Raw genomic sequence first — 22663 nt, forward strand, 5'->3', positions numbered from 1 at the left:
AATAAGCAGTATAGACACTTTTATCGATGTTAAAACATTAAACGGAACTTATATACTACATGTACCGCACTTTCTTGCTGTCGAAAGTTGCTATTTGTTTGATCAGATATTTTTTTCCTAATCAAGTTTCAGCAGCCCCTTTCATCAACCGTTTGCTTCCATTCTGAAACGTTTAATCTCCTCCGGCTTTGTTGTCATAACTGGATATAAAGAATTATTTTTAGGAAATTCATCCTTAAAGGGTAAAATAAAGCCAGAATAATAAATGAGCCCTTCTCCTTCTTTCGAGTTCGTAATATACTTCGCTTGGTAATCACTAATACCCAATTTACTTTGTAAAATGATTCGATCACTTGTTGCTTGATTTAATAAATAAACAAATTCTGTATTATCAAGGATTGTTTCAATCGCTGGACTAGATAATAAATCTTTCACGTTTTGCGTCATACCCGTTGGTATACCGCCCCATTTTCTAAATCTTTTCCAAAACTCTACACTATATTTTGCCGTTTGTTCTTCCGCTAATAATTTATGAAACTCATCCATGTAATACCAAGTCTTTTTATTTTCATTCCGGTTCTTCGTTACTTTGTTCCAAACATGATCTTGCAGCACTAACATACCTAATTCCCGTAAATTAGAGCCCAATTCTTTAATATTGAAACAAATCAAACGGTTATTCACATTAATTTTTGTCCGCTGATTAAAAACATTCAATGAACCATAGACATATAATTCTAATGCGTCTGCCAGCTCTTCTCCTTCTGTTTTTTTAGTGGCTACTAAAGCCTTATATAAATCTTCCAAAATCGGTATATTTTCAGGTATTGGATTTTCAAGATAGGAACGATAAATCAAGCGAACACATTTATCTACCAGTGTTTTTTGTTTTGCGGTTAGACCCGCTTTCCCCCCTGCCACAACTTCCATCAAAGTAAGAATGAACTCCGTCTTAAATGAAATGGGATTCGCTCCTTCTGCATAGTCTAATGAAATGTCTAATGGATTAATAAAATCCTCTGAACCAACAGATACCTTAACAATCTCTCCCCCTAGCCTCTGCACAAATGGGGTGTATTCTTCCTCTGGATCACAAATTAAAATGTCATCTGTCGTTCTCAAAAAAGTATCTATCATTTCTCGTTTAGAAGCAAAGGATTTCCCAGCGCCAGGTGTACCTAGCACCAATCCATTCGGATTTTTCATGGCTTTTCTGCTCACTTGAATCAAGTTATTACTTAGGGCATTTAAGCCATAATATACGGGTTCTTGCGCTTCTTGATATAGCTCTAGTGTTGTAAAGGGCACGAATATAGCCGTAGATGATGTTGTCAATCCACGCTCTAATTCTGTTTCATTCATGTTTTCTCCCAGTGGTAACGCACTAATAAATGCTTTCTCTTGCTGTAATTTCAATTTTTTCAATGTACAATTTTGTTTTTGAGCCACCGCATGTAATTTGTAAATGGCATTCTCTAATTTTTTACGTGTGTTTTCAAACACGATCATCGTAAATGTTACATAGAAATATTTTTCATTTTCCCTCTGTAAATCTTTTAAGATTTTTCTGCTTTCTTCCACGTGCATATTTAAATCCGTCGGCAGAATGTCCATGTCATACCCGCTACGTAGCGCCTTTTTTTGTTCCTCAATTTTAATACTGTCTAAATCAGATGCTTTCGATTTCACCATTTTGACAGCTTGTTGTTGTCTTAAGTTACGAATATGCATACTCACAAGCATTTCAAGGTCTAATTCTAAAAAGTCCGCTAACACTCGGTCCGACAATTCTGTTGCCTCGATGTTTAAATGTAATGCGGCTGCATGTTTGTTGTTGACTGTAAATTCATCTGTGCGGGATTCAAAATCTATGCGCTTGGGTGCAATCCAATCTTTTGTTGTTCCACTACGTAATTGCTCTTTCGGAACGATTTCTAAATCTTTATAATATTCCGAACTATGATTCAGCAAATAATTTATGATCGATAACCGCTCCATCCCGTTTAGATTTTCCAACCCTACCCCTAACGGTTTAAAATGATCTCTAATATTCTCTTCGATACTTGCTAAGCGTCTAACGGCATTCTTATAAGAAACATCTGTAATAGAAAAAACTAAATATTTATTTCGGACAATCCCATTATTTCCTTTCTGCCTTTGTTCCTCCAAATAAGAAAAGTATTCTTCTTGCATGACCTCAAAATCTTCAATTTTACTCCTACTTTTACTATAGGCAAGTACTTCCTCATTCTGTTCTGCACACATACGATAATTCATAAAGCAAAATTGAACTTTAATTGTATCGTCGAAAGAATTCAGCAAGGTACTATATTCGGCGAAAATCCTTTGTTTGATTTCATCTGGTGATAATTGATACGATATGTCCGAAAAACGAATCATTCTGTTATATACGTTCTTTCCAACATAACAAATCCCATTCGGGTACATCTTGTTGTAATGTAATGTTTCTTGTGTCGTTTTTCTTTTGGGTCGCTTCGAATCAACGAGTTTTTGCAACATTTGAAACAGGTTTTGACGTTCTAATCTTGCGCTTTTCATTCAACATATTCCTTTCTTTTGCTACTATAGCGTTCCGTTTCGATACTTGAAAAGTTCTTTTCCGTGGGTTCAGAAATGTATATTCTACATACAACTTCAGCCACGTTTCAGCTGGCATACCATCTTTGGTAAAAATGGTAGCGAAAAGGACTGGACTTGCTGTAAGGAAAAGACCAAATAAAGCAACATCCACACTCACTTTTTTCAAGATAAAAAATACCGGTAACCCAACTGCTAACGTGATAGAAAATCCGATTAGTTGTCTTTTGGTTAAACCGAAAAACAATTTTGACTTGATATGCTTTAACTCTTTGGGAATAGATACAACGAAATTGTTATTCATTCTTATCTAGCCCCTTCCTTAGTGCACCCGGCATCTCTTTCAAAAATCTGAATTCCTCCATACATAGAGCTCCTTGCCATGATTTTTTATTAGGGAACATGATTTTTAAGAAAATAAACAGTAAGAAAAATGTCCAAATCGCAAGAAGCACTATTATCACTACACCGAGTAAACTCACCATCTTTAATTCATCTGATACAACATGATTTGTGGTATATTCGTATAGGTCATAGGTGTGTGTTGCCAGTAAATGTAACTCAATCGCTGTTCCAATCCAAGTTACGAGTGAAATAACACCAAACGTAATCAATACTTTTTTATGTTTCCTAGCCCATCGCTTCATCTACATCACCCCCACTACAGATTTAGCAAGTGTATGCGTCTTCGTGAGCGACAAGACTAAAATCCCCATCGAAATGACCATCAACACCAATCCGAATAATCCCGTTCCTTCTGTCGCTATTAAACCACTTGCTTTCTCGAGTAATCCAGCATATACGATTAAACAAACCAACATGAAATAGCCCTGTAGCATAAGCGCTAATAAATGTTTCACATATGTCTGCCCAATATTCCCAATCCATTCTCGATTCAAAAACGTTGCAAACGGAATGGGCGCAACTGAAATGTAAAGCAGAATGGTAACCATACGACTCCATGCTACCAAATAGATAATACCACTCATAAGAAATGTTACAATTAAAACAATCGCAGTCACAATCCACATCGATATCGCTGTCCCTACCGCTCCTTCTTCCATAGAATCCACAAGATTTTTCGCGATAGAAGCGGGTATCTGCAAGGTGGAAGCGGGCACTTTATCGGTTATCCATTTCCCAAGGTCGAATACCGCTAGTGTGATGTCAAACGCATTACTTAATAATAAGATCATTCCACTGGTTTTTATAATTAAAAACAGTAATTGTCCCGTCTCAAAATCTCCACCACGATTTTTTTCCACTACCAATTGATAGAGTTCATAACAAAACACATAGGTTAAAATCAGCCCTGCAACGGGCAAGATGGCGGTATCTGATATCACTCTAAGATTCTCAACAATGGTTTGTGAAAATTCTGTTGGTGTTTCTGACACATTTGTTTGAACAGTATCCACACTTTTTTGAAACAATTCCGCAGTCATAGTAAGGAAACTTTCGGTACTATCTCTAAACATCTTAAAAAGCAAATCTGTGATACCTTTTATAATATCGTCTAACATTCGTCCACCTCGTTTAATTCACATCGATATAAACAAGTTTGTTTGTTTTATTTAGTTTTTGAACAACCTTGAGTTGTAAGCTTTTGTTCTTCGCATATTGATTTGGAATCGCTAGTGCTACCTTTCCTGTGGGTTCAAAAGTCGATTTCGCTCTATAATTGGCAGTCATATATCTTTGCTGGTAATCTACAAATTCATTCTCACTCGCTACTTCATCTTCACCGATAACAAGTCCCGAACCTGTATTTAATACATACCCTTTAAATAGATCGTGTCTAGCTTTTTCACTGATTTCATGTTTCATATGAATGATGAGCTGTTTATAATCTTTTTTGAGCTTTATATTATTTTTGCTTATATAATCGTTATACTTCTCCCGTAATTCTAACTCTGATGACTCATCAAAATCTTTCAGTTCAACATGCGTAATACTCCGTGTAAAGGTAACGATTTTCCCCTCAATATTATAGTTGTTATCTTCCAAGATAGGCACTGGCAAGTGCACTGCGTCATTTTTTTTAACACTTTTTATTGATGTCTGTTCTGTGACACGATTGTCCTTTGGTCCACTACAAGCCCCTAACAGAGAAACTGATACGAGTATGCATACTGCTGTTTTTGTTAACCGCAGTTTCATCCCCTCCTCTTTATTTGTTACCGTATCCACCGAAAGCATGCACCTTCCTACCGCCTTGCGCTACGCTACAGTTGCTACACCCGTTGTTTGCAAACATTTCCTGCTCGCAAGCTCACGATAAATCTTCACAAACAACAGGTTCATATAACATCCCTTTTCTTTCACCATAGACTCCTTAGCGTAATTACGATAGATTCGGTTTCTTCTTTTGTGCAAGTATTTCTTGCAACCTTTTCCATTCTTCTTCGAATGTTCCCTTGGGGTCTATCATATATACCTCTCCTCGTTGCGTAACAAGGTCATACATCAACTCTATATACTTCTGTTGTCCCCTAGCTCTCGTTTTCATATTTTCTGCCCTTGTACATGTTCATCAAGAATTTGTAGCGTAAGATGCATCGCTTCCTCAGGAATCTGCCCATCAAACCGCTTCATAACTCGGTAAAATGGATGACTCTCATGTAATACATCCATAATATGAGAGCGTATATAGGGGTTCTTTTCCATTTGTGTGAAGAACATTTGCAAATCAGCTAAAAATCCCTTTTCTTTCGGAAACATACGCAGATACAGTATCGTACTTGCTAAAAAATCTACCACCGTGTCTTTCCAAACACTCGTCTGTTCCACAGCCTGATATGCCTTACTAGAAACGACCAAGTTTTCTGCATATCGGTTTAACTCTTTCATTAAATTGAACTTTTTACCTCTCCCCGGTTTCCCAAGGATTAATCTATTTTTCTTCATTTCCGCTCCCACCTTAGGTAAAGTCAACGGATTGATGTACATCCCCTCTATACTTGGTGTCAAAAACATGTTTAAATACCCCTTTCATTGTTTTATTTTTTTATATCGTTAAACAGAAATATAAAGTATTATTAACAAGCAGATTCATCTAAGTCTATATGGAAATCAAATATTTCCATCACTGCTTTAGGCACTTCTATAAAACTCGCAATGATTTTAATACCGCATGCCTGAAGCTCCTCTAGCAGCTCCATAAATTCTTCGGGGTTCTGAGCATACCATCTATTTCCTTCGTCTATACATACTACATCTGAGTGTAAACAGGTTTCTCGTTCTTTCGCACCCAGTACTGCGGAATCTTGTGAAGAAAGACAAATGACTTCTACAGCGCCTACCTTCTCCCCATACGCTCGATATTCTCCATCGCGATCCAGAATCGTCACTTTGTTACTTATTCGGTTCTGATGGGATATGAACTGTTTCATGACCAACGTTTTCCCTTTACCCGCTCCACCACTAATCAGAATATTATCTCTATCTGAAAATTCAGTGTTTTTATGGTGCATACCATGTTCAAGGAGCATTGCTGTTAGTGTGTCGATTATCCCATTCCTTATTTTATATCCTGCAGAGGCCAGTATCCTAAATATGTGATAAGATGGGTGATTCTCCTCCATTGACTTCATACATTCTGTTATATATTCCTCTTGTTCCTTTGCCATTTGTAGAAAATCTACAGTTTGTTTTACATCCACGTACAAGAGTTCTCCACTCTTTTTTTGCATATACATCATACAGCCTGCCAATAATTCGATAGCGGATTCTATCCAAAACCCTTCCTGTTCTCCTGATTTAACAAAGGTTCTCGCAATTGCCATTGCCTGACTATATTCAGAAATTTCACTTCGCTGCATTTTTCTCCCTACTTTCTATTTGTTATTGAAAATCATGTATTTTCCTTACTGATCTAGCACTTTCTCGGTAGTGCACCATCATATCCATCCATTCTTCTTTTGAAATTTCCTGTCCTTTGGCATAAACGATTCCTATATCCTTAAAATACGCATCAATTCTCCAGTTTACCGTGTAACCACTGTCTTCTAATAAGCGCTGATTTCGTTCAAATGATAGAATCATTTCTTTGTCAAATGAGCACCTGACTATATCTGTCAGATAACAAGATTCCCCATTTTTTAAGAAAAGACGTTGGTCTGTCAATTCCTTTCCTTCAAACAATCGCTCCTGTCCGTTTTCATCAAATACTTGAAACAAAACATGGACACTCATAGAGCTCACGTCTTCTCCTTTAGTCACAATTGGCTCGTTTGGTATGAATACATAGTCATACCCTAATCGATATTTCACCACTACACTACACTTCACCCTTCCTATAATTGGTTGGACTTTAGTTGGAAATTCCGAGTATTTTTTACTATAATAAAAATTAATATAACAATTCATTTAAAATTCAAATCCATTGATTAAATTGAATTATTCACGAACTCTGTAATACGTGCCAACAAAAAAATAATCTATAGGTTTATTAAAAAATTTAGCTATTACATGTGCCCGTTCAGAATTAACACTGGTTTTTCCTTTTTCAATCGCATGAAGCACTTGAGGTTTAATATTAATTTTTCGACCTAATTGGATTAATGAAAAACCTTTTGCTTGCCGTTCCTGTAATAACATATTTCAGTACACCTCCTCAAATGATATACCACAAGTATATATCACTTATAAAGTGATAACAAGTATTTTTTACTCTTTTTTACGATTAATGAGTAAAAAATATTTATCGAGAAGAGGAACTTACACCATCTAATTTACTTAATTACTTTTAAATTCAATAGGAAAGGAGCAATATAATGAATATATTCGGTCAAAGATTACGTGAATTACGCCAAAATGAAGGTTGGACAATGAAGGAGTTAGGCGATTTAATTAGTAATGCTGTCAATTCTACTTTTAGCTCTGCTTCCGTTGCTAATTGGGAAAAAAAGGGGTCTGAACCTCCTTATCACATTCTTGCAGCAATTGCACAAATTTTTAATGTTAGTGCTGATTTTTTAATTGGGAATAGTGATATCCCTAAACCTTCAAGTGAACAAATTAAACATCATCAAGATAAAGTACACGATGTTAATCTTTATCTAATAACCAATAAACACGAGAAAAAACAAGATATATATTTACAAGTAAAAAATATTCATCAAAAAATTTTACTGGCTCCCCCATACAAAAAAAATCGTTTAGAAAAAGAATTAACGGAATACCTAGCGTTCTTCGATTATAAATATAACCAATTGCACGAAGATTTCACCCATTTTACTAACTATCTTCAGTATGAACTAAAGACCCCTAATAAAAATTAGGGGTCTTTAGTTCATACTGAAGATAGAATATCGATCTAGTAATTATTTATAAAAGTAAAAAATACTGATTATTAGATTGATATTCTATCTTAATAGTTATAAAATCAAAATACAGATATATATTTTATCTAATAAAAAAGAAAACCCTACCAATCTTATTTTAATTGGCATATCAGTTTGGCCGCTGAACCAATTAAAATAACCAGAATAGTAGGGGGAATTCCTATTAATATGCTGTTATTATAGCACTTAATATATGTAATGGGAATACAAACCTCTACTTTTTCACTTTTTTTAGATATTTATGGTGGGAAAAACAGGAGGTTTTTTCTTTGTTAAAAAATACAGAGCATGTAACTGCAAATGAAGTTTATATTGGTACAAATTCATTCCAAACAAATATGCAATTTAGAAAAAGCAATACACCATCCAAATTCCTCATGCATGGGCCTAAGTTTTTTGATGAGCTTCGTATATATTTAATCAAAAATAACGAGCTTGGAGAATATGCTTTGCCTTCATCAGCATTAGCCACTTACATTTTACTTCACTATAAGGTAAATGATTTAGGGCGACTTCCTCGCGATTTTAAACTATCTATTATCGCGAACGAATCCGATATCCCCTATACAACTATTCATACAGGTTTCCAAGCTTTACTTCATTCTGGACTTGTTAGAGAAATTTTTATTAACGGAAAAATTCCAGTTTATGAAATTTGCAATTATGCAAGATTAAATCGTACAGCAAAAGAAACAAAAGATAATGATGGAAAACTTTCATATTTTCGAATCCCTAACTTATTGTTAGAGACTTCTATTTTAAAAGAGTTAGTTTCCCATCGTGACAGCAAAGGTATCATTGAACTTTTAAATCTATGTAATAATTTCACTCGTGAACTTGAATTTAAGAGTAAAGATTCCATTGAAAAATACACGTTACCTCGCAACATGGACGGCTTAAAGAAACGTTTAGGGCGAAATGCAAAAAAAGTTCGTAACTACCTAGAGATTATTTCACCAATCTTTAAATTTGATGCTGCTGCAAAAAAGGTTAGAAACCCACGTAAAGGGCGGATAGCACGCATACGTGAAAAAATCCAACAAATTGTTATCACTCAATTTACAGTTAACATCAATTCTGCATGCGTGATTGAAAATGATCGAGCTGAAATTAGACAAACAGAAGCTAAAATGCGTAAAGAAGCAACAGCCCGTCTTGAATCCATTGGCATAGTATTAACTACTAAAGATCGTAAAGACATTGTTGTTTCTTATAAAGGAGAAGTATCACGAATCGCTACATATATTAAAAACAAACAACTTCGTGATGATTTTATGACGTATACCATGAGTTATGCAATGGATCAATGTGAAAGTTTCTTAGCACTTGGAGAAAAAATAAAATCACTTGGTGGCATGATACGAGCAAAACTGCGTGAATCGTTTATTCCATGGGCGGAACGATATTTAGACGATGATACGCGTCATGCACTTGTACTCGAACTTTGTTCCCATGATATCGATATACCCGATGCATTCCGACTTACATAACATAAAAAATAAAATATATCTTTAGCCTTGTTCAAAAAATGGAAGTAGACAAGGCTTTTTGTCATGACAAAATAACGTTCTTACAACATGCCTATGACTTTTACATGCTCAAAAAAACGGTAAAAAGTGCCTTTTCTCAACCGTTTTTTTGTTTCTATCCCTTATATTACGGTATAAAACTTGTGGAATAGTGACTAACTTATTTATTAACTTGTGTTAACCTGAATACTTTATATATAAACTTGTAGAAAACTGAATACTTGGTTCAATAATTTATGGAAAAGTGAGTATTTCGATTCAAATTTTCAGACAACTCTTTCATCCTTAGAGCGATAAGCGATTTTATAAGTTTTATTTCATCTATATAGTATTTGTATCTTTTATATTTTTATTGAAAATTTATATCATAATTGAAAGTAATACTTAGTAAATGAATTTATACATACATAAGTAAGTAAACAATCAATAAACCACAATCCTTTCATACAATTCTAATTTTTAAAGAATCTGGACTAATCAAATACCTTCATAAAAATTTAAAAAATCATTAAACGTCGGTACAATGCTTCACATTTGTTACACTGAAAGTTCGCTTTAATTATCAAGCTGTTTTCAAAAAAGACACTGGTTATATCAAATATAAAACTCTCTTTAATATCTATACAAAAAAGAAACCCAAACTACATACATAGAACTTTCTGGATATCTATAGTCTATTCGCTTTTTTTACCTTGGAGAAACATGTACTGGATGATTTAAAATTTCACATACTATATTTATTTTAATAAAGGCTCACTTTTAGTAATCCATGTTGTTTTTTGGTGCAAACAAGGGTATCACCTCCACTATAACGAATGTTATAACATGAGGTGATTGTGCTATGATAGATGAAACAGACAGTTCTCAATCTATATATGTCAGCAAAGACGTAGCAACGATGCTAAAAATCCAAGAATCTACTTTGCGTAAGTACTGTATCATGCTAGAAGATCAAGGATATCATTTTCACAAGAATGATCATGGGCATCGTGGTTTTATGGATAACGATGTTATAACACTACGGAAGTTGATTGAAATTAAATCACACCCTGATATGACGTTAAAACAGGCTTGCAACGCAATTATGACATGGGTTAAAGAGAAAAATACATCAGAGGTTGATACAAATGTTATAACGAAAAATGAACAATATAACAAGCAATATAATGAATTAAAAGAAATGATTCAGCAACAAAATGAAATGCTAAAAAAGCTGGCCATGAAAATGGATGAGCAACAACGCTGCATTGATGAGAGATTAGAAAGACGAGATCAACAGCTTATGAGTGCTATACGTAAAATGCAGGAAGAAAAGCGTGTTTTATTAGAAACAGCAGCAACTAATAAGAAACCTTGGTGGAGATTCTGGTGAAGAGTCTCTTTTTTATTTAAAACATAATTTGATGTTTGTTTGAGATTTTTTTAGTGTTTTATTTGAGTTTAAAAAATAATTGACTAATGATGTTTTTGGTAGTAAAATCAGTTTAAACTTAAATTTAACTCTAATATAACTCAAGGGGAGATTAAAATGAATTTATTGGAAATCACAACTTATTCAATTGACTTGGGAAATGGATACACAAAGAGAATTGTTAATGGTGAGTGTATTATAGAGCCTTCTGTAATTGCTGATGTGGAGAATTATTTCAGTGATGATGTAGATATTACAATCCTTCAATTAAGTGAAGGATCAGCTTATTTCACTGGTGACAATGTTGGAATATTAGGGTTAAAACCGATATCTGCTCTTGGAGAGCATGACATGGATCGTTATGAGACTCCTGAATTTAAGAAGATGTTTTTCGGGTTTTTAGCAAAAGACTTTAAACAAGATGTAACAATCGAACGTTTAGTAACTGGACTTCCAGTGCAACATTTTAAAACTAAAGGGAAAATTGTAGAGGAGTTATTAAAAGGACGTACAGTTGTTAAAGTTAATGATAAAGATATTATTATAGACATTAAAAACGTGTCTATTATTCCACAACCAATCGGTACCTACTTACACTTAGTTGCTAAAAAAGCTGTTACTCCAAATAAAGATTTAACTTTAATTATAGATTGTGGCCATGGAACATTGGATGTAACTGAATTAAAAGGTAAAACGATTGTTAAACGCGCTGGTAACAACGAGGGGGCAAAAGAAGCTTACATTAATATTTACAACACGTTAGTTGAAGAATATGGTTCTCTGAAAGAACTTACTATCTCGAACATTCAAAACATCTTATTAGATGGTTTATTAGTGAGCGGTAGCCGAATTAATGTTAGAGCTAAATCCGAAATACAAAAGATTCTTAAAAAGCACTTCAATAGCATTTTTACATTCTTACAAGATAACAAATTTGATTTAAGGTCATATGACAAAGTTGTATTTACAGGTGGAATTGTACACTTATATCACGATTATTTTGGAGAACGTGTAGAAGCGAACTTCTTAGTAGTTGAAGATGGACAAACTGCAAACGCACGTGGATACCATGAGTATGGAAAGGCGATGAGTAAGAAGTGAAAGAAAGATTACAAGTCTATTATAATTCGGAAGTAGATGTTCAAGTAAGCGCATTAATAGAACATTTCGATGAAATTGGAAAAGGTAAACGAGGATATACAACTGATAAGCTTAAAGAATGTTTAAAGGTATATCAAATTCTATCAGAACGTTGTGGAACCTTTGAACCTATGGATGTCCTACTACACTATATTGATGGTAGTGAAAGTAGGCGATTACCTCGGGAGGAAAATCGTGGACTTCATAAAAGTGATATCAAAGCTATTAAAAATGATTTAGCAGAAAAAGAAAAAGTCTCAGATGATGTTGATGATAGTGTTGCTGATTTGCTTGGTGATGGTGAATTTGATTTTAATCAGTAATTACAAATGAATATAAAAAAGAACGATCTTTCCAGCTGTTCGGACAATGCGGTCTTTCTTTGTGAAAAAGTACCAGGGATTAAATAGGTGGTTTGGTATTGAGGAATGTAAATCAGACCGTATTTGGTACTATGGAAAATTAACACTTATGTTATTTCTTCCTGCTATAATTTACAGTATCTCTAAATTACTATGGTTATGATAAAAAGAGGGTGCTCACTGCACTCTCTTTTTGAGGTAATTAAATATGTCTTCGATGACCAATATCATCGTATTCGTATGCCAGTGTAGGCGTTCTACAATAGGCTTGAGATGTATAAAATTCTGTAAAACTTCCAATAGTTAAAACAGCAGCAAAACTAACAAATCCAGTATTTTTGCACCAGGACTGTTGGAAGGTTAACCTCCTCCATTTCCATGTGCGTAAAGGCTGACAAATTTTTGAACAACAGTGTAGGCAGAGGGGTGTATTCCTAGTACTAAGCTACCTACAATTATAATTCCTATAGTTTTTTGCTGAAACTTTTTCATAAAATCCTCTCCTTAATAGTTAATTTTGTTTATTTCCTAGTAAACGAAAATATTCACAGGATTTAATAAAATTCCCGTCATTATAATACTTGTGTGCTAATATTTCCTGATACTCTTTAATATACTTGAATAATTGTTGCTTTTCAAAATATTCTATCGAAGTTAAAATAATAGTTTCTAGCTCGGATGTTAAAACATCTGAATTTATTGCTTGTAATATATGAAAGTGATGTAAATACTCTTCTATTCCTAAATTAGTACAAATACTTAATCCACGTTCGATACGCTCACACGCTGTATTTTTATCAAGTAATTGAATATGTGAGCTAGCCTCAATAAATAATGCTTTATAATTATTGAGAATACTATTATTAATATCGGATAGGTACTGAATTGCTAACTCAGGACATTCCGTATTTACATACATTAAAGCCAAATTTTGTTTAACCATAAACACTAATGGTTCTAGGTGTAAAGAAGTAAAGAAATCTAAAGCTAAATTGAAATGCTTATTAGCTAAATCAAACTCTCGCATATCTGTATAAATTAAACCAAAAAAATTATGACAGAAAGATTGATTAACTTCGGTATTTTTATATTTAGTATAGATATCCATTGCCTTGGAGAATTTTTGAAAAGCTAATAATCCATTAAAGGTATCATATAGATTATAGCCTAGCATATAAAGGAATTCAGCCTCTTCTAGTTCATCAAAATGTCTTAATAATGTTTCAGCTTTAGCATAGCACTCTTTTGCGGAGATATAATCGCAAATTGCATTATAAAAAATACCTTTAAAGAAGTAGTAGTAATAAATTATTAAATCATTTTGAGGTAGATGAAATTCGTTAATTTTATCAAAACTACTTACAGATATACTTAAGTTATCAATTAAATAATTGTAACGGAATTCTAAAAGGTAGTAATGTAACATTAAATGTGGAGTCTGTTTAAATTCAAAAATTTTTGAATCGATTAAGTCTTTTAAATCTGCTGATTGATCAAGATTTCTTTCACGAATTTTTAGGTACCATTCATTTAGTAGGTTAGTTAGTTGTTCTTGTTCTTTCACTTGAACGTGCATATAGTCCTCCCCTTACATTAATAATATTACGGATTGTTTTGTAACAATTACTATAATTATTACAGTGGGAAATTATAGTAGACATTGTATTGATGTGTTTAATATATTGATGAAATCAATATATTAAACATTCTGAATTTTTATTTAAGATTCGTATATTTGATGATAACAAAAAAAACGTCGTTTTTGAATGGGGAAACTAACTTTCTCAACATCCCTAGAAAATATTTTTTTGTTGAGGACTTGACTGCAATATTCCCCGTATACATTGAGGCCCAAAAGCAGTGTGGAAAAATCCGAACATCGTTTGGTAAAGGAAACTGAAAAAGTAGTTTACAACATATAGATTAGTATGTATAGTAGGATGGTTGTTTCGGAAGAAATATTTGAATTTTCTATCATTATTATAACAAATGTTGAGAAAAGAAAATATGTAAATATGCATATCCAAGATTTATCAAAAAACGTGGATTTTTCGTGTACAACTTTAGTTTTCCTCTATTTCATCATATATATCTAAAGAACCTAGAACTTTATATATGGATGGTGAGGATTTATGAGCCAATATCAAATGTTGTACAGCACACCGTATCTCTATTCTTCTCGTACATTGCAACAAATGTACAAAAGTACAAGAAAAGAAGAGGATATAACAGCGATACAGGAGTACATGCTACGTCATGACGTGTATCTGGACCGACAGTACCGAGGTTATTATTATTTAAGTCAAAAAATTGAAGGAGATTTATATGATGATGAACATCCTGTATCTTGGAATGAGTTATTAGAAGATTATCAGTTATTTAAGGATTCCCAAGGTAATTTATCTATTCAGCCGAAAGGATGGAGATAATATGACCATTGTTGGAGAATTAGGTATTGTATATGGCGTGACAGGAGCAACGATCATAGGAATTAAGTTATTAAAAAGAAAAGGGCTTCACCTTCCTGACTGGATGCTACGTGCGGGTCTTAAATGCTTGTTGATTGGCACGGTCTGGTATGTGCTACGTGATATGCTCGATGTATTTCTACGCTAGTATTCTATCGGGTAGTTGATGGGAACTGTCGTAGTACATTTGAACAACCTTTTTATGATATTCCTGATAGCCCCAACTACCTCTAAGGAGGTAAGGAGTTTATGTTTTCACTTTTGGTGATTCCAGTTACTTTTTTAACAGTAGCGTATTTTTACAGGGGAAAAGAAATGAGTGATAAGAAGAAAATCAAAGCATTTTTTGAAATTACGAAAGTGTGTGTACAGCATAAAGGAGAAATGCAGTACCCTGTATTTTTGAAACAAACAGAGGATAATAGTAGTACCACGTTTGTCTATCGGCTGCCATTAGGTGTGCCGAGTCAGCTCATACAGAAGTTAGCGCAAGTATTAGAGGAAGGTTTGCATAAACCCGTTATGATTTCCTTTCAACGACGGGAGCTGTTTATACGGGTATTCCAGCAATGTATTCCTGAAAAATGGCATTGGTCCAATGAATTGTTACGAGAGAAGACATGGAACGTCATCATGGGAAGAGCGTTAGATCGAATGATTTATCATGATTTTGAAAAAACACCGCATATGTGCGTGAGCGGGATGACTCGTTTTGGCAAAACGGTTTTTCTCAAGAATGTGATGACGAGCTTAATTTTACAGCAGCCAGATTACGTGAAGTTCTATGTGATTGACTTAAAAGAAGGATTGGAATTCAGCCCTTACAAGGACTTGGCACAAGTCGAAGAAGTGGCGGAGAATCCCATGCAAGCCTTTGACATGTTGACACGAATTCGTGAAAAGATGGTGGAACAGGTTGTTCATATGAAAGACTCGTATTTCACGAATATTGTAGATACGCCCATCAAGGAGCGTTATTTTATCATCGTCGACGAGTCAGCGAATCTTTGTCCGACACAGGGATTACCCAAAAAAAGGAGGGATATGCTCTATATGTGTCAAGAAATGTTATCGGAAATAGCGAGGATTGGCGGAGCATTGGGGTTTCGCTTGATTTTTTGTACCCAGTACCCGACTTCTGATACCTTACCAAGGCAGATTAAACAAAATAGTGATGCGAAGATTGGATTCCGCTTACCGACCGTAGTGGCTTCACAGGTGGCAATAGATGAAAGTGGATTAGAAGAACTTCCATCCATACCAGGGCGAGCACTTTTCAAAACAGTTCGTGTAGAAGAAATTCAAGTACCGTATTTGTCTAATCAAGAGATGTGGAAGCTACTGAAACCTTACAAGGTGGTGAAGCATCATGAAACATCAAAAGATGAAACAAAAAGCGAGACACATCGAGATTTTATACACTTTAAGTAAGTTAGACTTTGCGTCTAGACGACAGTTGCAAGCGATTCATTGCCTTGGTAGTATTCGGAATGCCAATCGTATTTTGAAGGATTTGAGACCGTATTGTCACGTTACATCGCATAACCGAGAGAATGTATATTACCTCAATAAGAAAGGAATGGCTCTTCTCGGTATACAGGCGAAAGAGAGAAAAAAGAAACATCAATTGGAACATATCTTGTTGCGAAATGAAGCATGGATGTGGCTAGATTTCCCTGACTGGAAGACAGAGCAAGTTATTACTTTGCGCTATCAAGGAGAAGAAAAAACAATTGTGCCAGATGCATTCTTCCTCAAAGATAATGTTCCCCACTTGGTAGAAATCGATCGGCTACAGCATATGAAAGTGAATGAGAAGAAAATACAATATTATGCGTATCTCACTCACATATACCAGAAACAACAGCAGATAACGCCTATTATCATCTTTTGTACGATATCGGATTGTAGGGAGAAACAATTGCTACACTATGCGTTAAAGTATCATGTGTATGTACGGACGTATTTGTTACAGGATATACTGTAAATCGTTTCTCTTTATCGTTGCAACTGTTTTACCAAAAAACTAGATATTTGGCAACTGAATCTGTAAGAGGACTACATAATCAGTAGCCCTTGTTATGACCAAAAATCACTTTGTTTAATATTTTTCCCTGTTATTTTTTTTAAGGCTTGCACTACTTTGTTGGCGTTTTTAATAGAAGGCGATATACAATCGATTTTAGCGAGGCGACTTATCGTTGAAGTAGTAAGCCCGCTAGCTTTAGCGATATCAATTTGCTTTATTTTATGTTTATCAATAAATTTTCCTAGTTTCGAACGAGACAATTTGAACACCTCATTTCCTTTTTTACTAACAATTTGCACAGAAATCCCGTTTTCTAAACATCAAGAATAAAGTATTTTTTTGAAAATCGTGCATATAATAAAACAAAAGAAAAATTAATTGTAATTATTTCATGGAATATAGCATACATATTAATAGCTACAAGTTGCGAATATACTGAAGTTTACATGCAACTTGTTGTAACGGGTATGCTAGTGAAATAGAAAAGCGAAACCCTTACTCTCCCAAGGGGTTTCGCTTTTTGTGTAGAGTGGAAGAATAATAAGGTACTATTGGAAAGGTGATTATTTCACGCATCGCAATGTACATACATGAAGAATCATAGGGAAATATATGAAATAGGTGAATGCGGCTGTTTTTATGTCGAATTTTGTTATATAATGAGGATGATTAATTAATAGGGCTCTGTTATGCGGAGTGAACAGGTTAAACTCTCTTGTCGATTTTATAAGGGATAAGAAATCCCCAGCTGGAAGCAGACGCACAATATTGACGTTGTATTGTGCATCTGCTCTTTTTTTGATTCCTGTACACTGATAGCGAAGCATAGGGTTTTGCAAGGGAATGGCTACCTATCGTAAGGTCGGTAGCGAAGGTTGGTAAGGGAATCCCCTTGATAGGGAAATGTGATGATATAAGGGATATAAGCGAGGACTTGCACAGAGAGAATGTATGTGTGGGGCATAGTTATTTGAGTATCTTTTTATACAGAAATACGATATAATGAACGAGTGCAAAACTTACAATGAATGCGTGTATCGCATTCCATCACTCACTTTACCCATTAGGTGAATCACCTAATGGGTATTTTTTGTTTTCTGCTAGAAAAGGGAAAGTTGAACGTTTTCTTGTTCTACACTAGATGTACAAGAAATATGACGCTGGTAGCCATTCCCTAGTCTTCGCTGTATTTCCTCGTCCAGTAATTGAATGGCTCGATCTTTTGATGCGGTATAGAAAACCACTTCTTGCATAGGGTATGTTTCACCGCTAGGAGCTATGATGGTATAGGAAAGTGTGTAGGGATTGATTTTCACGATAGCATTCCTTCTTTCTTTAAAAGGATATTATAGCTCTTCCAAATCAGTTTCCACAATCTGTACAGGTGCTATATGCTCTTGTTCTAATATAACCTGTAATCGTTTTTGCAATTCAAAACCGTCCTTTGACTCAGCCAGTAAAAAAGATTTTGAAAAGTCGTACCCATTCACAGAATAGCTCACTTCAAACATATACATGTTACTGTGCCACCTTTTCATAGGGATTAGATGGAACTAGATGATACTGTTCATGTCGTACCACTTGGCGTCCATCGATTCCAAGCTCGAAGAAGGATTCCATTTCAGAAATATCTACCATACTAGTATGTTCGAGTACACGGACAATAATAGAAATGAGTAGCTAACAATAGCTACTCATAATGGAATACCTATCATGGATGAGTAACCGTTTGAACCATCATATGGTATCAAAATTTATGCATCTTTGATGCAAAAGCTCCAAGTGAAAAGATGACTAGTATTACAAAGAACACAAGTTTAATAATCGCAAATGAAATGACAACGGCGAATATCAATAGCTTTAATATGGTTCGTAGTGACCATTTTACAATATTTAAAGATACACGCATGCTTAAAGCCCCCTATCGTGACGATTGCTCTTTGTTTTCTTCCCTGTCCTTCTCTCATTTTCCTCTTGTATTTCTTTACTGGTTGCGTTTTTGATTTTGTTCAAGTCGCCAACAGTTTGAACAGCATTTTTTGTATCGTCTATATCTATGCGGTCAGGTGTTCCATCATTATCTACATCCCGTTCTTTGAAATGTTCCAAGAAACTTTTTTCAAATACACATACGATTTGATAGCAGATCCCCGTCACTTTTGCATCCATCATACTCCATCCCTTTCCGAAAGATAGGTGAAAAAACGATAGATCATGAACATATCCATCGTTTTTCTTTTCTATCGACTCATGGATTGCTTTTTGTGCTTTTCTTTTGCTATATCTTTTTGTTCTTGCTTTATTTTGTTATCTAGCTCTTTTACACCGTTCATTGAAAATTCAATTTTCTTGTCTTTCGCAGTCTCGTTTTCTTTTCCCTTTTCTTGTAGAGTTGTCTGTTTTTGGTTTCCTTCTGTTTGCTGTTCCGTCGTTTCTTTCGTTGTTTCATTTTTTAGTTTTTTTAATATATCAGAAAATACATGCGGATTCCATTTTTCCTCTACATTTTTTTCAGCTGAAGAAACATATTCAGAAACGATTTTTTCAATTTTTTCGATTTGTTCTGGTAAAAAATTTTGGTTCATTTTCTTGAAGTCATTATCGCTCTCTTTACCAGCGACTACGTTAACCTTTTGTTGCAAAAGCGCTTGTTCTTTTTCACTCAATGCGGAAAAAATAGCTTTCACTTTCTCTAATGGTTTTTGAGACGGGATGTCTGCTTGTTTCGCCACTGTGTTCTCTTTTTCGATTCCCTTTCCTTCTTTGTTTGTTTCCGCATCTCTCTGTTGTTTATAACGGTTTGCAAACATAGTTTCTACTCGTGTTACTTCCTGTGAATATAACCCTTTTTTGACGGCATCTAGCTCTTCTAATTTTTTGTACAGTTGTTTTTCTTGTTTGGATAAACGATCGTACGATATGTTTGTTTCTTTTGGTTTGTTTTGGTCAGCTGTCGATAGGTTATCATAGACTTCTTTTACTTTTTTTGCTTGGTCTGGTGTTACCTGTTGACGAACTTCTTTCAAATCTTTTTCTGCTTGTTTGACTTCTTCTTTGTTTAAGACAACTATTTTTCGTTCTACTATATTTTTTAATGCTTTTTCAATGACATTTGCCTGTGTTGCGGAAAAGAAAAAGGAATAATCCTCTTTACCGTTTCTCACTACAGAAAAATCTACGCCTAACTTTTTTAGCTCTTTTTGATAATCTTGCAATTGTTGTTTTGTCAAGTTTTCATCTAAAGCAATGACGCCTCCACTTTGTGCATGTTTTTTTATCAGGTCGCTAATTTTTTGTTTCCCGACTTTTGTATTGTTATCTAGGATGTAATCTTGAGGCTGATTCTCGTTGTTCTCGAGTAATTTTGTTAAGGATTGTAAAACAAATAATAAGGTTTGTTCTGATAGTTTAAAGGATTGTGCAACGATTTCCATCGCAATCCGTGTATTCTCATCTACAGTCACCATATCGATTCCCTGCCTTTCGTCAGTTCTTCTATAAATTATACCATTTTTCGGTCAAAGATGATATAATTTTCAGAAAGAATTACTGAGGTTTTAGGAAAAGGCAAGCTACGGGTTTGCCCGGGCAAACCCCGAAAACGTTGTTTTTGTCTTGGTAGGAGATTCCTACGACCTTTACAAATATATAGAAGCGATTTTTCATAAAATCCCTTCTATATTTGTTGTCGCTTTGCTCGAATTTTTGTGAAAGGAGAAATAAAATTGAGAGAAAATAGAAAAAAGGAAAGACTGGAAATTCAATTGTTTAAAGACGATAAAGAATTTGTAAAAAATAAAGCAACTGAATTAGGATATAAAACTGTATCAGCTTTTTTAATTGATAGTGCAAAAACACATTTTAAACTTGAAGTTGATATGAAAGTTTATAGGGATTTAACGAAAGAAATAAATTACATTGGCAAGAATATAAATAGCTTAATTAGAAGGATTCATACAGATGGCATTTACACGGATCAGGATATGGATTTTCTTAAAGTGAATCAGAAAAAAATTATCAAAATCATTCAGAAAGAATATGATCGATTATTGGATTTGAAAACCAAGTTTACTAGCGATAGTTTGACTAAAAAACAGAAGAAACAATTAATAGAATCCTTATCAGAAAATCAAATTCCACTCCCAAAAAAATTAGTATTAGAAGAAGTATATGAAAAGATAAAAGAAGATTTTATGTATATCATAGCAAGTATAGAAAACTCGCCAGCACAAAGTAAAGGAGTGGCAGAATATGTGTGGCAATATGTATATGGAGATACGCTGTATACATTAGAGGATAATCGACTCATAGAATTTGCAGATAAGATTTTTACGTTTTCACAAAAGTTAAAATTTAAGTTAGCTAAGCTGGATCAAATTTTTGAAGATAAAGATTGGTATGAATTAAAAGATATACTAGATGAATATGAAATTTATTAGGTAGGGATTGATGCCAATGTCAATTGTTAAAATACAAAAGGTCATGAATTTACAAGCGCTCATTCGTTACGGTATGCAAGAACATAAAACGAATGAGGAATTGGTTACCTCGTATGAGTGTTCGATAGAAACGATAGATAGGGATTTTAAAAGTGTTTTCGTTGACTATAATGAAAAGAATCATTGTAATAAAGATGTGCGTGCCAGAATGATTATTCAATCGTTTGATAGCGACGATAATCTGACACCAGAACAAGTGCATCAATATGGTGTAGAATTTGCTGATAATTATTTAAAAGGCAATCATCAATATGCAGTGATTACACATATAGAAACAGAGAATTTACACAACCATATTATTTTTAATGATATCGATTTTACTACATTAAAAATGTTTGATTCTAAGCGTGTGAATACGTTAGACCGATTACGAGAAGAAAATGATAAAATCTCGGAAAAGTATGGTTTGTCCATCATTGAAGAAGGGAGAAAGGGAAGGAACAAGTATGTAGATTTTAACGAGTATGTAGCTAGAGCAAAGAAGAAATCTGTCAAAGGAAGTTTAGAAGAAATGATTGATAAAAACATATCAAAATCAAATTCATTCCATGAATTTTTAAGGTTTATGCAACAAGAAGGATATGAGCATAAGCAGGGGAAATATTTATCATTTTTGAATCCAAAGTCAGGAAAGTTTATGCGGACAAAAACATTGGGTTTTCATTACCTTGCATCCTCTATACGGTTTAGAATAGAAAACAAAGATTATTCACCCATTCAAACAAGTATCATGAACAGACATTGGATAGACAAATCACATGAGAAATTTAAAGAGAATAAGGGACTTCAAAAGTGGGCTACGAAACAAAATATTCATTATCTACATGAGTTAAGTTCTAAGATGTATCAGCTAAACGTGTCCCTTTCGGAACTAGATGAACTGGAAGCAACGAAAGAAGCGTTAATGGACAGTTTTGAAAAGCAACTTTTAGGTATAGATCATGAGATTTTTAGATTAAATAAAATGAAGGGGTGTTTCCATATTTATAAAAAGAGTCATCCTTTGATCATTGCTTATAAAAAAGCTGAAAATAAAAAGGCATTTAAACAAGAACGTTATCATGAATTTAAAGAGTATGATGTTGCAAAACGTGATATGAATTATCTCAAAAAGAATTATGGTATAACAAATGAATCTGAATTACAGGATAAGTTGTCACGCATGACAGAAGATCGAAATGTATTGTATGGAAGTGTAGGGAAGGAACAAGAGATAGAAGAAAAGAAACAAGAGCAATCTAAACACCAGCATCGTAGAAAAGAAAATGAAAGATAGCAGGTT

General features: G+C 34.2%; 28 protein-coding genes. 11 read left to right on the forward strand and 17 right to left on the reverse strand.

The features are described 5' to 3' along the window. Positions 1 to 144: 144 nt before the first annotated feature. The 10 genes from ACODS7_RS22120 to ACODS7_RS22165 all read right to left on the reverse strand — a co-directional run bounded on the left by ACODS7_RS22120 (position 145) and on the right by ACODS7_RS22165 (position 7197). Entirely contained in the window at positions 145 to 2559 is a 2415-nt protein-coding gene (locus ACODS7_RS22120) for a VirB4-like conjugal transfer ATPase, CD1110 family (protein WP_243168506.1), read from the reverse strand. Beyond that, positions 2501 to 2902, reverse strand: coding sequence for a PrgI family protein (locus tag ACODS7_RS22125; RefSeq protein ID WP_078186793.1), 402 nt, complete (start codon positions 2900 to 2902; stop codon positions 2501 to 2503). Before ACODS7_RS22125 ends, ACODS7_RS22120 begins: the two co-directional genes overlap by 59 nt. After that, positions 2895 to 3245 (reverse strand): hypothetical protein, encoded by a 351-nt coding sequence (locus ACODS7_RS22130; RefSeq protein ID WP_078186792.1) that lies wholly within the window; start codon positions 3243 to 3245, stop codon positions 2895 to 2897. The genes ACODS7_RS22125 and ACODS7_RS22130 overlap by 8 nt, the downstream gene beginning before the upstream one ends. Further along, positions 3246 to 4121 (reverse strand): VirB6/TrbL-like conjugal transfer protein, CD1112 family, encoded by an 876-nt coding sequence (locus ACODS7_RS22135; RefSeq protein WP_078186791.1) that lies wholly within the window; start codon positions 4119 to 4121, stop codon positions 3246 to 3248. 13 nt (positions 4122 to 4134) lie between these two features. Beyond that, positions 4135 to 4788 (reverse strand): hypothetical protein, encoded by a 654-nt coding sequence (locus ACODS7_RS22140; protein ID WP_445079682.1) that lies wholly within the window; start codon positions 4786 to 4788, stop codon positions 4135 to 4137. A gap of 154 nt (positions 4789 to 4942) precedes the next feature. Then, positions 4943 to 5107: a hypothetical protein gene (locus ACODS7_RS22145; protein ID WP_208742813.1), complete on the reverse strand. Its 165-nt coding sequence runs from the start codon at positions 5105 to 5107 to the stop codon at positions 4943 to 4945. Continuing rightward, the gene (locus ACODS7_RS22150) at positions 5104 to 5505 is read right to left on the reverse strand and encodes a hypothetical protein (RefSeq protein WP_243168505.1); all 402 of its coding nucleotides are present in this window, start codon (positions 5503 to 5505) and stop codon (positions 5104 to 5106) included. Before ACODS7_RS22150 ends, ACODS7_RS22145 begins: the two co-directional genes overlap by 4 nt. 131 nt (positions 5506 to 5636) lie before the next feature. Beyond that, positions 5637 to 6419 carry a hypothetical protein gene (locus ACODS7_RS22155; protein WP_208742815.1) on the reverse strand — a complete coding sequence of 261 codons (783 nt, stop codon included), beginning with the start codon at positions 6417 to 6419 and terminating at the stop codon, positions 5637 to 5639. A gap of 22 nt (positions 6420 to 6441) precedes the next feature. Then, complete coding sequence (locus ACODS7_RS22160; RefSeq protein ID WP_208742816.1) at positions 6442 to 6873, reverse strand: hypothetical protein; 432 nt, start codon at positions 6871 to 6873, stop codon at positions 6442 to 6444. 123 nt (positions 6874 to 6996) lie between these two features. Next, positions 6997 to 7197: a helix-turn-helix domain-containing protein gene (locus ACODS7_RS22165; protein WP_134208719.1), complete on the reverse strand. Its 201-nt coding sequence runs from the start codon at positions 7195 to 7197 to the stop codon at positions 6997 to 6999. Positions 7198 to 7373: 176 nt separating this feature from the next. On the opposite strand from ACODS7_RS22165, the gene ACODS7_RS22170 reads away from it, so the two are divergent. The 5 genes from ACODS7_RS22170 to ACODS7_RS22190 all read left to right on the forward strand — a co-directional run bounded on the left by ACODS7_RS22170 (position 7374) and on the right by ACODS7_RS22190 (position 12346). Next, positions 7374 to 7880 (forward strand): helix-turn-helix domain-containing protein, encoded by a 507-nt coding sequence (locus ACODS7_RS22170; protein WP_134208717.1) that lies wholly within the window; start codon positions 7374 to 7376, stop codon positions 7878 to 7880. 401 nt (positions 7881 to 8281) lie between these two features. After that, positions 8282 to 9433 (forward strand): hypothetical protein, encoded by a 1152-nt coding sequence (locus tag ACODS7_RS22175; protein WP_423752605.1) that lies wholly within the window; start codon positions 8282 to 8284, stop codon positions 9431 to 9433. Positions 9434 to 10313: 880 nt separating this feature from the next. Continuing rightward, on the forward strand, positions 10314 to 10844 hold the full coding sequence (locus ACODS7_RS22180; RefSeq protein WP_134208113.1) for a DUF3967 domain-containing protein: 531 nt from the start codon (positions 10314 to 10316) through the stop codon (positions 10842 to 10844). A 156-nt stretch (positions 10845 to 11000) separates the two neighbouring features. Continuing rightward, positions 11001 to 11984, forward strand: a complete 984-nt coding sequence (locus ACODS7_RS22185; RefSeq protein ID WP_243168504.1) for a ParM/StbA family protein — start codon at positions 11001 to 11003, stop codon at positions 11982 to 11984. Then, positions 11981 to 12346 carry a hypothetical protein gene (locus ACODS7_RS22190; RefSeq protein ID WP_134208117.1) on the forward strand — a complete coding sequence of 122 codons (366 nt, stop codon included), beginning with the start codon at positions 11981 to 11983 and terminating at the stop codon, positions 12344 to 12346. Before ACODS7_RS22185 ends, ACODS7_RS22190 begins: the two co-directional genes overlap by 4 nt. 399 nt (positions 12347 to 12745) lie before the next feature. On the opposite strand, the gene ACODS7_RS22195 is transcribed toward ACODS7_RS22190, so the two are convergent. Both ACODS7_RS22195 and ACODS7_RS22200 read right to left on the reverse strand, forming a co-directional pair. After that, on the reverse strand, positions 12746 to 12877 hold the full coding sequence (locus tag ACODS7_RS22195; RefSeq protein ID WP_277998040.1) for a hypothetical protein: 132 nt from the start codon (positions 12875 to 12877) through the stop codon (positions 12746 to 12748). Positions 12878 to 12896: 19 nt separating this feature from the next. After that, positions 12897 to 13961 (reverse strand): response regulator aspartate phosphatase, encoded by a 1065-nt coding sequence (locus ACODS7_RS22200; RefSeq protein WP_208742818.1) that lies wholly within the window; start codon positions 13959 to 13961, stop codon positions 12897 to 12899. Between the two features lie 556 nt (positions 13962 to 14517). On the opposite strand from ACODS7_RS22200, the gene ACODS7_RS22205 reads away from it, so the two are divergent. The 4 genes from ACODS7_RS22205 to ACODS7_RS22220 all read left to right on the forward strand — a co-directional run bounded on the left by ACODS7_RS22205 (position 14518) and on the right by ACODS7_RS22220 (position 16840). Further along, positions 14518 to 14814, forward strand: coding sequence for a hypothetical protein (locus ACODS7_RS22205; RefSeq protein ID WP_243168503.1), 297 nt, complete (start codon positions 14518 to 14520; stop codon positions 14812 to 14814). Position 14815: 1 nt separating this feature from the next. Next, positions 14816 to 15001: a hypothetical protein gene (locus ACODS7_RS22210; protein ID WP_000156990.1), complete on the forward strand. Its 186-nt coding sequence runs from the start codon at positions 14816 to 14818 to the stop codon at positions 14999 to 15001. Positions 15002 to 15102: 101 nt separating this feature from the next. Further along, on the forward strand, positions 15103 to 16284 hold the full coding sequence (locus ACODS7_RS22215; protein WP_134208121.1) for an FtsK/SpoIIIE domain-containing protein: 1182 nt from the start codon (positions 15103 to 15105) through the stop codon (positions 16282 to 16284). Next, positions 16223 to 16840 (forward strand): replication-relaxation family protein, encoded by a 618-nt coding sequence (locus ACODS7_RS22220; protein ID WP_086387993.1) that lies wholly within the window; start codon positions 16223 to 16225, stop codon positions 16838 to 16840. Before ACODS7_RS22215 ends, ACODS7_RS22220 begins: the two co-directional genes overlap by 62 nt. Before the next feature lie 92 nt (positions 16841 to 16932). On the opposite strand, the gene ACODS7_RS22225 is transcribed toward ACODS7_RS22220, so the two are convergent. The 5 genes from ACODS7_RS22225 to ACODS7_RS22245 all read right to left on the reverse strand — a co-directional run bounded on the left by ACODS7_RS22225 (position 16933) and on the right by ACODS7_RS22245 (position 20349). Next, positions 16933 to 17142, reverse strand: a complete 210-nt coding sequence (locus ACODS7_RS22225) for a transcriptional regulator (protein ID WP_078186803.1) — start codon at positions 17140 to 17142, stop codon at positions 16933 to 16935. Between the two features lie 1086 nt (positions 17143 to 18228). After that, the gene (locus tag ACODS7_RS22230; protein WP_166669627.1) at positions 18229 to 18399 is read right to left on the reverse strand and encodes a hypothetical protein; all 171 of its coding nucleotides are present in this window, start codon (positions 18397 to 18399) and stop codon (positions 18229 to 18231) included. A gap of 230 nt (positions 18400 to 18629) precedes the next feature. Further along, positions 18630 to 18791, reverse strand: a complete 162-nt coding sequence (locus tag ACODS7_RS22235) for a hypothetical protein (protein WP_166669628.1) — start codon at positions 18789 to 18791, stop codon at positions 18630 to 18632. 2 nt (positions 18792 to 18793) lie between these two features. Continuing rightward, entirely contained in the window at positions 18794 to 19051 is a 258-nt protein-coding gene (locus ACODS7_RS22240; protein ID WP_242071542.1) for a hypothetical protein, read from the reverse strand. A gap of 71 nt (positions 19052 to 19122) precedes the next feature. Continuing rightward, positions 19123 to 20349, reverse strand: coding sequence for a DUF3801 domain-containing protein (locus tag ACODS7_RS22245; RefSeq protein WP_078186778.1), 1227 nt, complete (start codon positions 20347 to 20349; stop codon positions 19123 to 19125). 240 nt (positions 20350 to 20589) lie between these two features. Between ACODS7_RS22245 and ACODS7_RS22250 the strand changes: the two genes are divergently transcribed. Together ACODS7_RS22250 and ACODS7_RS22255 are read left to right on the forward strand one after the other, a co-directional pair. After that, positions 20590 to 21321 (forward strand): hypothetical protein, encoded by a 732-nt coding sequence (locus ACODS7_RS22250; protein WP_043924927.1) that lies wholly within the window; start codon positions 20590 to 20592, stop codon positions 21319 to 21321. A gap of 16 nt (positions 21322 to 21337) precedes the next feature. Then, on the forward strand, positions 21338 to 22657 hold the full coding sequence (locus tag ACODS7_RS22255) for a relaxase/mobilization nuclease domain-containing protein (protein ID WP_243168502.1): 1320 nt from the start codon (positions 21338 to 21340) through the stop codon (positions 22655 to 22657). Positions 22658 to 22663: the final 6 nt, after the last annotated feature.

The organism is Bacillus sp. FG16 (genome assembly GCF_057809515.1).